Source organism: Burkholderia ubonensis subsp. mesacidophila (assembly GCF_002097715.1).
GTDB lineage: Bacteria > Pseudomonadota > Gammaproteobacteria > Burkholderiales > Burkholderiaceae > Burkholderia > Burkholderia mesacidophila.
The window spans coordinates 663,843-676,871 of sequence record NZ_CP020738.1 but is presented as its reverse complement, the minus strand read 5'-3'; the positions used below and the strand labels follow the sequence as shown (position 1 = coordinate 676,871).

Annotated in this window: 16 protein-coding genes; 12 read left to right on the top strand and 4 right to left on the bottom strand. The window is 66.5% G+C overall.

Annotated features, from left to right (window positions below):
- Window positions 1–80 precede the first annotated feature (80 nt).
- Window positions 81–533 carry a hypothetical protein gene (locus tag B7P44_RS20705; RefSeq protein WP_084907813.1) on the bottom strand — a complete coding sequence of 151 codons (453 nt, stop codon included), beginning with the start codon at window positions 531–533 and terminating at the stop codon, window positions 81–83.
- A 364-nt stretch (window positions 534–897) separates the two neighbouring features.
- On the opposite strand from B7P44_RS20705, the gene B7P44_RS20700 reads away from it, so the two are divergent.
- On the top strand, window positions 898–1,545 hold the full coding sequence (locus B7P44_RS20700) for a response regulator (RefSeq protein WP_084907811.1): 648 nt from the start codon (window positions 898–900) through the stop codon (window positions 1,543–1,545).
- On the top strand, window positions 1,542–3,365 hold the full coding sequence (locus B7P44_RS20695; protein ID WP_084907809.1) for a sensor histidine kinase: 1,824 nt from the start codon (window positions 1,542–1,544) through the stop codon (window positions 3,363–3,365). Before B7P44_RS20700 ends, B7P44_RS20695 begins: the two co-directional genes overlap by 4 nt.
- 167 nt (window positions 3,366–3,532) lie before the next feature.
- On the opposite strand, the gene B7P44_RS20690 is transcribed toward B7P44_RS20695, so the two are convergent.
- On the bottom strand, window positions 3,533–4,843 hold the full coding sequence (locus B7P44_RS20690; protein ID WP_084907808.1) for an MFS transporter: 1,311 nt from the start codon (window positions 4,841–4,843) through the stop codon (window positions 3,533–3,535).
- Window positions 4,844–4,888: 45 nt separating this feature from the next.
- Window positions 4,889–5,905 (bottom strand): ABC transporter substrate-binding protein, encoded by a 1,017-nt coding sequence (locus tag B7P44_RS20685; RefSeq protein WP_084907807.1) that lies wholly within the window; start codon window positions 5,903–5,905, stop codon window positions 4,889–4,891.
- Window positions 5,906–6,074: 169 nt separating this feature from the next.
- Between B7P44_RS20685 and B7P44_RS20680 the strand changes: the two genes are divergently transcribed.
- Entirely contained in the window at window positions 6,075–6,740 is a 666-nt protein-coding gene (locus B7P44_RS20680) for a response regulator transcription factor (RefSeq protein ID WP_084909935.1), read from the top strand.
- Entirely contained in the window at window positions 6,727–8,169 is a 1,443-nt protein-coding gene (locus tag B7P44_RS20675; RefSeq protein WP_084907806.1) for a sensor histidine kinase, read from the top strand. The genes B7P44_RS20680 and B7P44_RS20675 overlap by 14 nt, the downstream gene beginning before the upstream one ends.
- Before the next feature lie 60 nt (window positions 8,170–8,229).
- Here the strand turns inward: B7P44_RS20675 and B7P44_RS20670 are convergent, their stop codons facing one another.
- On the bottom strand, window positions 8,230–9,081 hold the full coding sequence (locus B7P44_RS20670; RefSeq protein WP_084907805.1) for an SDR family oxidoreductase: 852 nt from the start codon (window positions 9,079–9,081) through the stop codon (window positions 8,230–8,232).
- 294 nt (window positions 9,082–9,375) lie between these two features.
- On the opposite strand from B7P44_RS20670, the gene B7P44_RS20665 reads away from it, so the two are divergent.
- From B7P44_RS20665 to B7P44_RS20635, 8 genes are all read left to right on the top strand, one after another.
- A complete protein-coding gene (locus B7P44_RS20665; protein ID WP_231716795.1) occupies window positions 9,376–9,948 on the top strand; it encodes a tyrosine-type recombinase/integrase in 573 nt (190 codons plus the stop codon).
- Window positions 9,949–10,035: 87 nt separating this feature from the next.
- Entirely contained in the window at window positions 10,036–10,281 is a 246-nt protein-coding gene (locus tag B7P44_RS20660) for an AbrB/MazE/SpoVT family DNA-binding domain-containing protein (protein WP_084907804.1), read from the top strand.
- On the top strand, window positions 10,278–10,676 hold the full coding sequence (locus B7P44_RS20655) for a type II toxin-antitoxin system VapC family toxin (RefSeq protein ID WP_084907803.1): 399 nt from the start codon (window positions 10,278–10,280) through the stop codon (window positions 10,674–10,676). Before B7P44_RS20660 ends, B7P44_RS20655 begins: the two co-directional genes overlap by 4 nt.
- A 104-nt stretch (window positions 10,677–10,780) precedes the next feature.
- Window positions 10,781–10,975 (top strand): YqaE/Pmp3 family membrane protein, encoded by a 195-nt coding sequence (locus B7P44_RS20650; protein WP_084907802.1) that lies wholly within the window; start codon window positions 10,781–10,783, stop codon window positions 10,973–10,975.
- A gap of 290 nt (window positions 10,976–11,265) precedes the next feature.
- Window positions 11,266–11,469 carry a hypothetical protein gene (locus B7P44_RS20645; RefSeq protein WP_133117860.1) on the top strand — a complete coding sequence of 68 codons (204 nt, stop codon included), beginning with the start codon at window positions 11,266–11,268 and terminating at the stop codon, window positions 11,467–11,469.
- Between the two features lie 32 nt (window positions 11,470–11,501).
- Window positions 11,502–11,825 (top strand): hypothetical protein, encoded by a 324-nt coding sequence (locus B7P44_RS36510; protein ID WP_133117859.1) that lies wholly within the window; start codon window positions 11,502–11,504, stop codon window positions 11,823–11,825.
- Window positions 11,826–11,900: 75 nt separating this feature from the next.
- Entirely contained in the window at window positions 11,901–12,221 is a 321-nt protein-coding gene (locus B7P44_RS20640) for a hypothetical protein (protein WP_084907799.1), read from the top strand.
- Between the two features lie 253 nt (window positions 12,222–12,474).
- Complete coding sequence (locus tag B7P44_RS20635) at window positions 12,475–12,909, top strand: hypothetical protein (protein ID WP_231716794.1); 435 nt, start codon at window positions 12,475–12,477, stop codon at window positions 12,907–12,909.
- The last annotated feature ends 120 nt before the right edge of the window (window positions 12,910–13,029 follow it).

Below are 13,029 nucleotides of genomic sequence, written 5' to 3'. Positions count from 1 at the left end.
GCCGGCGGCGCGGGGCATCCGCCGCCGTTGCGGCTGTCCGGGTCATGACGGTGTGCACGCCGTCGCGCCGTGCCGGTGCGTCAGCCGATCTCGTGCCGCCGCGCATCCGCCTCGAGCGGCGCGGCGTCATAGCCGAGCGTCGCGATCTCGTGCAGATAGCGCGCGAGAAACGCGCCGATCGACCCGGCGGCTTCGTACTGGTGCACATGGCGGAATTCGTGGGTGAGAAGCCGGCGCGTGTCGTGCCCCTGCAGCACGAACACCGCGTGACCGAGCGTCAGGCCGGTCGTGCCCGGCGACAGCAGCCCGGCTTCGCGTGCGATCGCGGCGAGCGCCGGCTCGTCGGGAAACGGCAGCTGCGCGGCGCTGACGACGCGGATCCGCTCCGGCTGCGCGACGCCGACCGTGCGCGCATCGGCGGCGAGCGCCGGCGTCAGCGGCGCGCCCTGCGCGAGCCCGCGGGCCGCCTGCGCTTCCGCCCACGCGACGGCGGCGGGCAATGCGCTCGGCAGGATGGCGGCAAGATCGATCATCGACGGCTCTCCTCGGAGGATGGGGTCGGCATCGGACCAGTGTAGCCCCGAATCGACACGGGCCGCGACACCTGACGCCGGCGCCGCCGAAGGAGGTGCACGGGCGGCGCCACATCAAATGGCCCGGCATTTCATCAGATGATTAAACCACCACCACGCGCCGATTATTTAGTCCTGGTACCGATTTCGTGTGCTGCGTCGCAGAAAATTTCTCCGACGAGTACCGTTTTCCGGTCAGGCGGAATATATTGATCGGAAGAACGGCCGGCGCACCGGCGTCGCGCGCCCCGGCCGTCAGGCAATGCCGTCTGCACGACACGCGCCATCGTGCGCCGAAGCGTCATCCCGCCAAGAGGACCGCTCCATGATCAAGGTGATACTGGCCGACGACCACGCAGTCATGCGAGACGGGCTGCGTCACATACTCGAGACGGCCGGCGGCTTCGAAATCGTCGGCGAAGCCTGCGACGGCCCGACCACGCTCGCGCTGGCCGAACGCGGCGCGGCCGACGTGCTGCTGCTCGACCTCTCGATGCCCGCGCCGACCGGCATCGAGCTCCTCAAGCTGATCAAGATCCACGCGCCGACGCTGCGCACGCTCGTGCTCACGATGCACACGGAGGAGCAGTACGCGGCGCGCGCGTTCAAGGCCGGCGCGACCGGCTACCTGACGAAGGACAGCGCAACCGCCGAGCTGGTCGCGGCGGTCGGCAAGGTGGCGTCGGGCGGCGTCTACGTGAGCCCGTCGGCGGCGGAAAGCCTGGCCCGGACCCTGCATGCGCCGGTCGAGACACCGCTGCACGAACGGCTGTCCGCGCGCGAATTCGACGTGATGCGCCGCATCGTCGCGGGCCAGACCATCGCGCAAATCGCGAGCGTGCTCGGCCTCAGCGCGAAGACGGTCAGCACTTACAAAATGCGCATTCTCGAGAAGATGGACCTGCCGCACGACGCGGCGCTGATCCGCTATGCGGTGCGCCACGGCCTCGGCATCGACCTGGACGACGCATGACGCACGCCGTGACGCCCAAACCCGGCCCCACGCGGCCGGACGACCCGCCGGCCCCGACGCAGGCCGCGACGCGCGACGCCGATACGGATACGTCGCACATGTTCATGTCGTCGCTGCGGCCGGAGCGGCGCGAGCGCCAGCTCGCGCTCGCGACCGTGATCCTCTCGGCGGCGATCTTCGTCGCGCTGGCGCCGTTCGCAAAGATGCGGCTCGCGCAGGAATGGGGGTTCATCCCGGTCTATCAGACGGCGATCCTCGTCAACGACATGGTGACGGCCGGCCTGCTGCTCGGCCAGTACGCGATCCTGCGCGAGCGGGCGCTGCTGGCGCTCGCGGCCGGCTACCTGTTCACGGGCTTCATGGCCGGCGTGCACATGCTGACCTTCCCGGGCCTGTTCGCGCCGACCGGCCTGCTGCACGCGGGCGAACAGACGACCGCGTGGCTCTACATGTTCTGGCACGGCGGCTTCCCGCTCGTGGTCGCGTGCTATGCGCTGCTGCGCGACGCCCCGCGCACGCCGCCGCAGCCGGCCCGTCACGCGGCGATCCCGATCGCGGGCTGCGTCGTCGCGACCGTGCTGGCGACCGTCGCGCTCACCCTGCTCGCGACCGCGGGCCACGACTACCTGCCGCGCATGATGCACGGCAACCTGATGGTCGAGCCGCTGTTGAGCCCGGTCGTGGCCGTCTGGACGCTGAACCTGTTCGCGCTCGGGTTGATGTGGCGGCGCCGTCGCCGCCACTCGGTGCTCGATCTGTGGGTGACGATCGTGACGGTCGCGTGGCTGTTCGACATCGCGCTGTCGGCGATGCTGAATCATGGCCGTTTCGATCTCGGTTTCTACGCGGGGCGCTCGTACGGGCTCATCGCCTCGAGCCTCGTGCTGTTCGCGCTGCTGTTCGAGAACGGCCGGCTGCATGCGCGCACGGCGCGCGCGCTCACCGGCGAGCGGCACGAGCATCAGCTCGTGCTGCAAAAGACCGCGGAGCTGAACGACGCGAACGAACGCCTCGAGCAGCGCGTCGCCGCGCGCACCGCGCAGTTGAGCGCGTCGAACCGCGACCTGCGGCGCGAGGTCGAGGAACGCGTGCGCGCGGAGCGGGCCTTGCAGGCGTCGCGCGAGGAACTGCGGGAGATCTCGGCGATCAGCGCGAGCGCGCGCGAGGCGGAGCAGCGCCGCATCGCGCGCGAGCTGCACGACGAACTCGCGCAGACGCTCGCGACGCTGAAGAACGATCTCGAATGGCTGATCGACAGCGTGCCGCAAGACGATGCGCAGCTCGCGCGCAAGATCGCGGCGATGCACGGGCTCGCGCGCGGCGCGGTGGCCGCGACGCGGCGCATCGCGTCGGATCTCCGACCGCTGATGCTCGACGATCTCGGCTTCGCCCCGGCGATGCAGTGGCTCGTGCAGAACTTCCGGCAGCGGCACGGCATCGGCTGCACGCTGCACGTCGACCCGCCCGAGCAGAACCTCGCGGAACCGTATGCGACGGCCGTGTTCCGCATCGCGCAGGAAGCGCTGGCGAACGTCGCGCGCCATGCGGCCGCCTCGCAGGTGGACGTGGAGCTCGCGTGCGGCGACGACGACATCGTGCTGACGATCCGCGACGACGGCGCCGGCTTCGATCCCGGCGACCCGCGCAAGCCCAGCTCGTTCGGGCTGGTCGGGCTGCGCGAGCGCGCGTATCTGGTCGGCGGAACGTTGCGCATCGATACCGCGCGCGGCAAGGGCACGACCGTGTCGGTGCAGATTCCGCTGGACGGGACGCAGGTGGCGTTCGCGACCGGCGAACGACACGCGGGCCACGCGGAATAGCGCACGATGGTCGGGATGCCGGCGCGGCGCTACGATCCGGCGCCATCGCCCTGCCTCGTCGGCCCGACATCGATGCGATCAAGACCCTGCTGTCGAACGCGCAGGTGTCGACCAACTTCTCGATCGCAGGGCGCAAGATCGTGCTGCGTTGACCCCGCCCCGCGCGCTCACGCCTGCGCCGCGACCATCCCGCGCTCCGAGCGCGTCCACGCGACCAGCGCGCCGATCCCGAGCAGCGCGAGGCACACGATCGGCACGATCATCGGCCCGAACGCGGTGCCCGTCACCTTGCCCGCGAACGGCATCAGGTTCTGGCTGAAGAAGCCGCCGAGGTTGCCGATCGAGTTGATCGCCGCGACGCTCGCCGCCGCGCGCGCGCCGGTGAAGTAGCGCGGCGGCATCGACCAGAAGCACGGATACAGCAGCGGGATGCACGCGCCGCCGAGCACGAGCGCGACGAAGCGCAGCGGCGTCGACGGCAGCACGAGGCTCAGCAGGAAGCCGAGCGCGCCGAGCGCCGCGACGATCGCGATCGTGCGCAGGATGCTCTTCGCGCGGCGCAGCTTCGCCGGCAGCCAGAGCAGCAGCAGCACCGCGAGCGCCCACGGCAGCATGCTGAGGAAACCGTTCACGCCGCTCGACACGCCGAACGACTTCACGAGCGTCGGCAGCCAGTACGTGACGCCGTACAGCGACGTCGACATCAGCATGTAGGTGGCCGCGAACAGCATCACGCGCGGATCGAGCAGCGCCTTCCACGGCTGCCCGTGCTCGGCCTGCGCGGGCTTCTCGCGTTCGAGCGCGGCAGCGACGACCTGCTTCTCGCGCGCGTCGAGGAAGCGCGCGTCGCGATACGACGCGGGCAGCACGCGAAACACGACGATCGCGACCGCCACCGCCGGGATGCCCGTCGCGACGAACACCCACTGCCAGCCCGCGAGCCCCCACACGCCGTTCAGGCTCAGCAGCCAGCCGCCGACCAGCGAGCCGAGCATGTTCGCGAGCGCGCTGCCGAGCGTGAAGATGCCGAGCACCTTCGCGCGATAGCTCTGCGGAAACCACAGCGTCAGGTAATAGATGACGCCCGGATAAAAGCCCGCCTCGGCGATGCCGAGCGCGAAGCGCAGCCCGCAGAACACCGGCATCGACGTCGTGAAGCCCATCGCCACCGTGATCAGCCCCCACGTCAGCATGATGCGCGCGAGCCACACGCGCGCGCCGTAGCGATGCAGCGCGAGCGTGCTCGGCACCTCGAACAGCAGGTAGCCGATGAAGAACAGCGACGACGCAAGACCGAACGCGGCCTCCGTCATTCCGAGGCTGTGCACCATCTGCAGCTTCGCGAAGCCGACGTTCTGCCGGTCGATGAACGCGATCAGGAACATCACGACGAGGATGGGCAGCAGGCGCCGCGCCATCTTCGACATGACGTGCCGCTCCTCGGCTAACGCGAGGTCCAGGGTTTCGGTGGCGTTCACTGCGTGCTCCTCCGGGGTATCGGTTGTGTGTTGGGGGGGGTGCGCCTACGACGACCGGAAGCCGTCGAGCATCGGCGCGAACATCTCCTGCCACGTGCGCGGCTTCGCCTTGATCGTGCCGGCCATGTAGAGAAAATCGACGTAGTCCATCAGCTGGTTCGGCCGCACCGAAAAACGCGTCTCGGGCGCGGCGAGCATCTGCATCACGTCGTCGTGCGACACGCCGACGCCCGACGCCGACGCGTAGATCGCCGCCGCCGCGCGCGGGTCCTGCGCGATCAGCCGGTTCGCGTCGTCGAGCGCGCCGAGGAACGCGGCGGCAAGCGCGGGTTCCGCGTCGACGAGCCGCTTCGGCGCGAACACGACGTCGAGCGTCAGCGGGCCAAGCACGTCGATCGAGCTGACGACGCGATGGATGCCCGGCTGCCGGAGTTCGAGCGTCGAGAACGGCGGCGACGTGAAGTGCGCGGTGACGCCGTTCTCGTGCCGGATCAGCGCCTGCATCGCCTGCGGATGCGGCAGGTTCACGGTGATCGAATCGAGCTGCGCGAAATGTTTCTGGCCCAGCAGCTTGCCCGCCACCATCTGCAGCACGACCGCCGACAGCGACGTGCGGATGCCCGGCACCGCGATCCGGTCTGACGAAGTGAAGTCGCGCAGCGACGCGAGCCCGGGCCGGTTCGCGTTCAGCGACAGCGACGTCGTCGACAGCCCGCTGATGCCGATCACCTCGACGTTGGGAATCCCGCGCGCCCGCGCCCACAGCTCGATGAAGCCCGGTGCGCCGGCGCCCGCGAAGTCGAGCGTGCCGGCCATCATCGCGTCGTTGACCGAGTTGCCGCCGTCGAGCAGCACCCAGTCGACGCTGACGTCGCGCACGCCGTGGCGCGCCGCGTGCCGCTCGAACAGCCGCTGCCGCTCCATCACGAGCAGCGGCAGGTACAGCACGCCGTAGCCTTTCGAGATCCGCACCGTGCGCGGCTTCGGCAGCACGAGCGACGGCGCGAGCGCCGCGCCGAGCCCGGCGGCGACGAATGCGCGGCGACGCAGCGACGGCGTCATGCGCGCGCTCCCGCTTCGCTCGTTGCCTGCTGCATGTTGCCGTCTCCTCTGGTATTAATGCCGTCTCTGCAATCTCCGGCTGTGCACAGAGTATCGAGCGAGTCTGAGAAAATGCTGACATCCCCTCCCCGGGAATACCCGTAACCCAGTGAATCGGCAGGACGGCAACATGCGCATTCTCGTCGTAGAGGACGACGCCGAAATCGGTGCGGCGATCCGCAGCCGCCTGACGCGGCTCGGCCACGCGGTGGACCTCGAAACCGACGGCGCGACGGCGGACAGCCTGCTGCGCGTCGAGCGCTTCGATCTCGTCGTGCTCGACGTGATGCTGCCCGCGATGGACGGCTTCGCGATCCTGCGCCACCTGCGCGCGTCGGGCAGCACGACGCCGGTGCTGCTCGTCACCGCGCGCTCGGCGATCGACGACCGCGTGAGCGGCCTCGGGCTCGGCGCGGACGACTACCTCGTGAAGCCGTTCGACTATCGCGAACTGGACGCGCGCGTGCAGGCGCTCCTGCGCCGCAACAGCGGCCATGCGAACGACGTGCTGACGCTCAGCGGCCTCGCGATCGACCGCAGCAGCCGCCTCGCCGAACTCGACGGCAAGCCGCTGTCGCTGTCGCGCCAGGAGTTCGCGCTGCTCGAGATTCTCGCGAGCCGGCCGCAGCGGATCTTTTCGAAGGAAGAGCTGCTGAACCAGCTGTTCAGCTTCGGCAACGAGCCGACCGCGAACGCGGTCGAGCAATACGTGACGCGCGTGCGCAGGAAGCTGCAGGGCAGCTCGGTCGAGATCCGCACCGCGCGCGGGATGGGGTACCAGATTGCCGCGCATTGACTGGTTTCCGAAGACGCTGTTCGGGCGCACGCTGCTGTTCATCGCGCTCGTCGTCGCGTCGGGCGCGCTCGCGCTTGCCGCGATCGCGCGCTATTACGCGGGCGTCGCCGCCGAGCGCGCGTACGATCAGTTGCTCGCCGGCGCCGCGATCCAGGTCGCGGAAGACCTCTACGTGCAGGGCGGCGTGCTCGCGCTGAATCCGCCGGTCGCCGCGCTGTCGACGCTGTCGCGCTACGACCTCGTCTACTACAAGGTCGTCGATTCGCGCGGCGTCGTCGTGGCCGGCTACAACGATCTCGCGAGCCCCGCGACCCTCGCCGCCGCGCAGCAGGGCCCCGCGTTCGCGAACGGCGCGTACCAGCGCCAGCGCATCCGGATGGCGACCATCGCGCGCTACATGCCCGAGGAGCGCACGCCCGGCTGGGCGCTCGTCACCGTCGCGCAGACGACGAACGCGCGCCAGCAGCTGACGAACGACATGAGCTTCAAGGTGTGGACGCTGATCCTGCTGATGAGCGTGCTCGCGATCGGCGCGAGCGGCCTCGCGATCCGGCGCGGCCTGCGCCCGCTCGCGCAGATCGAGACGATCATCGCCGCGCGCGATCCCGCCGACCTGCGGCCGGTGGCCGTCGACACGCCGAGCGAGATCGACGCGATCATCGGCGCGATCAATGGGCTGATGCGCCGTCTCGCCGAGCGGATCGCGGCGATGCAGCGCTTCATCGCCGACGCCGCGCACCAGATGCGCACGCCGCTCGCGCGGCTCGATGCGCAGATCGAGCTGCTCGGCAGCGAAACCGATCCGGCGCGCCACGCGGCGCGGCTCGACGCGCTGCGCGCAACCTGCGCCGACGTCGGCCGGCTGACCGGCCAGCTGCTGAATCACGCGATGGTGATCCATCGCACCGAGGTCGTGCCGCTGCAGCCGGTCGAACTGGTCGGGATTGCCAAGGAAGTGCTCGGCCGCACGATCCCGCTCGCCGACGCGCGCGACGTGGCGGTCGCGTTCGACAGCGATGCGCCGCAGGCGTGGATCGACGGCGACGCGATCAGCCTGCAGGAAGCGCTGTCGAACGTGCTGCACAATGCGTTGCTGCACGGCCATGCGGACGACATCGCGGTGTCGGTCACCACCGCCGGCGATGCGGTGACATTGACCGTCACCGACAACGGCCGCGGCATTCCGCGCGAGCACTGGGACGCGGCATTGCAGCCGTTCGTGCGGATCGCGCCGGACGGCAGCGAACGGCGCACGGGTTCGGGGCTCGGCCTCGCGATCGTGCAGGAAGTGATGAAGGCGCATGGCGGGCGGGTCGGGTTCGCGTTTCCGCCGGCGGGCGGGTTTGCGGTGGTGCTGACGTTTCCGCGCTCGCAGCGCGTCGCGGGCCAACCCGATCCCGCCATGACGCGCGATCGCCCGAGGGCCTGACGCCGCGACGCGCCGGCCCAACCGCCCGCCATCCTCGGGCCGGGCGTCGTCAGCCCCCGCTCACCGCCAACGCCCGGCGTAATCCTCGACAAACCGCTCGAACGAAACCGGCGCCCGTCCCAGCAGCGTTTGCACGTCGGCGCTCACCGCCGCCGCATGGCCGGCCGCGATCAGCCTGCTCAGGCTCATCAGCGTGTCGATCGACCACGCATCCACGCCCGCGTCGCGCATCGACGCGATTGCCGCCTCATCCGACACCGCCACATAGTCGACCTTGCGCCCGAGCGCCGCGCCGACGCGCGCCGTCACGTCGGCGTTCGACAGCGCTTCGCCGCCGGTCAGGTCGTAAGTCCTGCCGGCATGTTCGGCCGGGCGCTGCAGGATCGCCGCGTTGACGGCCGCGATATCGCGCACGTCGACGAACGACACCTTGCCGTCGCCCTGCGGGAGATACAGCGCGCCCGCGCGGATCATGTCCGCATAGAAGGTCACGAAGTTCTGCATGAAGCAGTTCGGTCGGGTGATCGTGTACGCGATCCCCGCTTCCGTCACGATCCGGTCGATTTCGCCCTGCACGCGCGCGATCGCGACCATGCTCGCCGGATCGGCGCCCGCGCCCGACGAGCGGACGATGTGTCGGACCCCGGCCGCCTTGGCCGCGGCGACCGCGTTGCCCGCGAGCGTCACCATGTCGGCCTGCAGCGGCAGCAGCAGGAACAGCGTGTCGATGCCGTCGAACGCGCTCGCGAGGTTCGCAGTGTCGGCGAAATCGGCATGGCGGGTTTCGACGCCTTCGACCGCCTTGCCGCTCGCCGAACCGGCGATCACGTGCGCGCCCGTCGCTTTCAGTTGCGCGACGAGTTCGCGGCCGATCGTGCCGGTCGCGCCGGTTACGAGGATGGGGTTGGGCATGATGTGTCTCCTGATAAGACAGCGTATCCGCATTTCGCGGTTGATGAATGCTGCGACGCAACGGTCCTGCGCGCGGATATGGCTGCGCCGATTTTTCCGAGGAAGTGAGGAGTGTTACGGCTGTCCGCCGTGTTTGCGTGTCGGCGCGGGCAAACTTCCTCGTAATGACTGAGAATTCAGCACTCAATTCTCGGAGTTATGCCATGGCAAAGCCACCAGTTATAGAGCCCCATCAGCTTCGACACGCGCTCAAAGTAGCCGCTCGCTGTGACGGGACAAAGTCCCGTTCGCGACGTGGCGCTTCTGCTCCTTTTCTACGGTACAGGCCTGATGCCGAACGAGGCGGCAAAGCTGCTTGTTTCGGATTACCTGGAGGCGAACGGAGCGGTGCGCGTCGAGTCAGCTGTGCGCGCCGAAATTGCCTTCAACGGCAAGGTTCGACCGTTGGTGCGGGCGAACACTAGGACTTGCCAGGCGATTGACGACTACCTTGCGTACCGGCTCGTGGCACGACATGGCGTCACGATCACTCCGGCAGCGTATCGAGGGCTGGACCCGCGGGGACCGCCATTCAGGGCGAGCGACGGCGAACCGTTCACCTTCACGCGGCGCGTAACAGGCAGCGGCGCGGTGAGCTATTCGTGCGAAACCCTGACGGAAATTGTCCGGCGCCTACATCAGCAAGCAGGCATCGAGGGCGGCAACGCGTCGGCCGCGCGACGCACATTCGCTGTCCGCCTCCCTCGTGACGGTCGCTCGTTGAAACTCATCCAGGAACTGATCGGAGTTTCGAGCCTGTCTGCCGTTAAGAACCTCATCGATGGCGATCCAGTGCGCCTGTCAGCGATCGTAAGACGGGTGATTTGAAAGTGTCGATTCGCGTGTCGAACACCCATTCTGCCCTTGCGCCCCAATATTCCTTACCTTAAAGTAAGGAATATTGGAGGTGTCATCATGACAGCAGCAACTATCACTTCAAAGGGCCAGGTCACGATCCCCGTGGACGTGCGCAATCAACTTGGTCTGCAGGCTGGCGACCGGATCGAATTCAGCCTCAACGAGACAACCGGCCGGTATGAGGTTTACCCGGCCACGCGCCCGCTGGCGTCCCTCAAGGGCATCGTGAAGAAGCCCGCGAAACCCGTGTCGATCGAGGACATGAACCGGGCCATCGCGGAGCAGGGGGCATCCGCGCGATGATCGGACTGGATACGAACGTGCTGGTCCGTTACTTCGCACAGGACGACGCCGTGCAGTCGAAGAAGGCGACGGCGCTGATGGAGTCCCTGTCGGCCGAACGGCCGGGGTATGTTTCGCAGGTCGCCTTGGTCGAGGTCGTCTGGGTGCTCGCACGCTGCTATGGCGTCGAGCGCGAACAGATGAATGACATCATCGACTCCATGATCGGCACCAAAGAACTGGTCGTTGAAGGTGCTGACACGGTGCGAAAAGCCCTTCGCGTTTTCGTCGCGTCTGCGAAGGCGGATTTCGCGGATTGCCTGATCGAGCGGTCGGGGCATGTGGCCGAGTGCGAGTACACAGCTACTTTCGACGTGACCGCTTCGAAGGTCGCTGGCATGCACTTGATCAAGTAATCACGGCGCGAGCCGATAAACGGGAAGTACCCGGCACTCGAGTGCCCGGCAAGTCGGCCTGTAGCTGACTCGATAACAACGGTTATAACTACACGAGGACCAAAATGCGCCTTTTGCTTGCCCTGATTCTGCCGTGGCTCCAGTTCTTCACAATCGGCCGGCCTTTTGCAGGAATCATCTGCCTGCTGCTTCAGATCACACTGATCGGGTGGATTCCAGCCGCAATTTGGTCTGTCTATGCCCTGAGCCAGTACAAGACGGACAAGAAGATCGAACGCGCCCTCACGAACCGCGGCTGACTTAGGAAAGCAGCGTATGAGAAGCGAGCCAGCGATCGGCCCATGCCCGGGCTGCGGCGGTGAAACCGAAATTGGGGTGTTTATCCATGCGGGCACAGGGTACGTTCAGCACGTGAAGTGCGGATTTAAGGGACCCGAATTGATGCGCCGTGACGGAGTGTCGGACGACGATCTTTTGGCGGCACTAGTACGGACGTGGAACAACCTCAAGTGTTGAATCGGAAAAATTGGCGCGTGAGCGCCCCACGCCAGCCGGGTCGTCGGGCTTGCATATAACGAAGGAGAAGAACGTGTCGCAGACGCCGTTTTCGCCGGACCGCTACCGTTTCCTCGTTGCCGAGAACCTGCAGAATGTACATGGTTGTCCTAGCATCGTCGTGGACTTGCTGCTGGACGAATATGATGACGTAGTCACTGCATGCCGGGAGAGTGGCGTCGCGGCGATTACGCCCGCAAAGCTCTTGTATGCCGAGTGGAAGGTTTTCAGGTCGTAGGGCGATTGGCCTAGTAGGTCGGGGAAAGCAAAATGAGAGAAAGAGAGTTCACCGTCAAGCACCGCGCGGGCACCGCGAACAGGGTCACCTGCCCTCATTGCCACAGCAAGGTGTCGTACGGAGCATCGGTGTGCATTGGTTGCAAGGCGGAGGTGAAATATGGGAACCCGCTTGGGGCAGCCGGCCTCGCTCTGATTGCAGCTCTCTTTGCTGGCTTTCTCGTGCAGCGGATTTTGCCGCGATCGTTGGGAGCGGCTTCTGTTCTGGCATTCGTGGCGGTATTTGTGTGGGTTTTCGTCGTGCTGCGCAAAAAATTCGTCAACGATGTGCGCTTCAGTCGACGATACCGGGCCTGATTAACAACAGAATGCCTCTGGTCGCGAAATTTATATCGGATAACGCCAGCCTGGCCGGTGCCAAGAAAAAACACTATGACTATTCAAGCGCAAGACAACAAATTCGACGGCTTGCCGGAGGGCAACCCATCACCGATCTATATCGAGGATGACAACCTTTACGTAAGCGCAACGGAGTGGGACCGCTTGTGTCGGGAGCAGAGCACGAGTCCGCTCGTAAGCGTTCTGAGCAACATGCGTGTGTTTCTTTCGCGCGGTAGGTCTGTCAGGTTGATTGGCGCGGATGGCCGCATTGAAGTCAGCGCCGACCGAGCAAGCGAATTCCAGGCAATCCTGGACAACGCGAATCGCCGACGCGCCAGTTTCGGGTTGGCGCCGGCTATCCCACTCGATTGATCGGAAAACTCGGCTGGACCGGCGTAAGGAAAGGACCCCGCTGCGGCTCGGGGCAAGTACAGCGGGGGGCAAGGTATGACGCAGACCCAAAGCATCGTATGTGATGGATCGCGAGCTGAGAATCAGACAACTCTGAAAAGCGAGGGCGGGATTGGAAGCCAAATCGTTAAACGTTGACGCATTTAGAGGGAGGCATGCTACACATTCGGTTCTCCGGGAGCGAATCGTCGAGCACGTGTTCATAGGCGACGCGATGCGGCGTCTTTGGCAGCTCGGCGTGACGGACGTGGAGGTCCTGCGTGCGGAGTTCGACGCAAGCGGCTATGACCTAGTCATGTGCTGCGGCGACGTGATGCGGCACGTCCAGTTCAAAGCATCATTGGTCGATGGCTCGCGTGGGAACATCACCGTCAACCGGCGGCTAGCGACTAGCCCAAGCGGATGCGTGATCTGGCTCGGTGTTACGGACGATCTTGAAATAAAAGAGTACCGCTGGTTTGGCTCGGAGCCCGGCCAGCGACTGCCGGACCTTACCAATCTCAGGCTTGCGCGTCATACACGTGGAAACGCACAAGGTGAAAAGGCCGAGAGGCCGAATCAGCGGATACTCACGAAGGGCGCGTTCGAGATTCTTCGCAGTCTGGACGAGGTGCTCGAACGCCTGTTCGCGATCGAGCGAACGGCATAGGAAAACGCCGGCCTGGCCGGTGCCAAGGAAAAACGCGCACGCACGGCTCACGCCGCCGAAGGTCCGAGCGTTCATCGATTTTCTGACGGAATCGTTCGCGCAAAGCGCGTGGCGTGCGCG

Excerpts from the sequence above, each read along its gene's own strand:
- B7P44_RS20655 (WP_084907803.1), top strand. The coding sequence starts at position 10,278 with ATGATCGGACTGGATACGAACGTGCTGGTCCGTTACTTCGCACAGGAC.
- B7P44_RS20680 (WP_084909935.1), top strand. The coding sequence starts at position 6,075 with ATGCGCATTCTCGTCGTAGAGGACGACGCCGAAATCGGTGCGGCGATC.
- B7P44_RS20650 (WP_084907802.1), top strand. The coding sequence starts at position 10,781 with ATGCGCCTTTTGCTTGCCCTGATTCTGCCGTGGCTCCAGTTCTTCACA.
- B7P44_RS20685 (WP_084907807.1), bottom strand. The coding sequence starts at position 5,905 with ATGACGCCGTCGCTGCGTCGCCGCGCATTCGTCGCCGCCGGGCTCGGC.
- B7P44_RS20705 (WP_084907813.1), bottom strand. The coding sequence starts at position 533 with ATGATCGATCTTGCCGCCATCCTGCCGAGCGCATTGCCCGCCGCCGTC.
- B7P44_RS20695 (WP_084907809.1), top strand. The coding sequence starts at position 1,542 with ATGACGCACGCCGTGACGCCCAAACCCGGCCCCACGCGGCCGGACGAC.
- B7P44_RS20635 (WP_231716794.1), top strand. The coding sequence starts at position 12,475 with ATGCGGCGTCTTTGGCAGCTCGGCGTGACGGACGTGGAGGTCCTGCGT.
- B7P44_RS20700 (WP_084907811.1), top strand. The coding sequence starts at position 898 with ATGATCAAGGTGATACTGGCCGACGACCACGCAGTCATGCGAGACGGG.
- B7P44_RS20670 (WP_084907805.1), bottom strand. The coding sequence starts at position 9,081 with ATGCCCAACCCCATCCTCGTAACCGGCGCGACCGGCACGATCGGCCGC.
- B7P44_RS20660 (WP_084907804.1), top strand. The coding sequence starts at position 10,036 with ATGACAGCAGCAACTATCACTTCAAAGGGCCAGGTCACGATCCCCGTG.
- B7P44_RS20640 (WP_084907799.1), top strand. The coding sequence starts at position 11,901 with ATGACTATTCAAGCGCAAGACAACAAATTCGACGGCTTGCCGGAGGGC.
- B7P44_RS36510 (WP_133117859.1), top strand. The coding sequence starts at position 11,502 with ATGAGAGAAAGAGAGTTCACCGTCAAGCACCGCGCGGGCACCGCGAAC.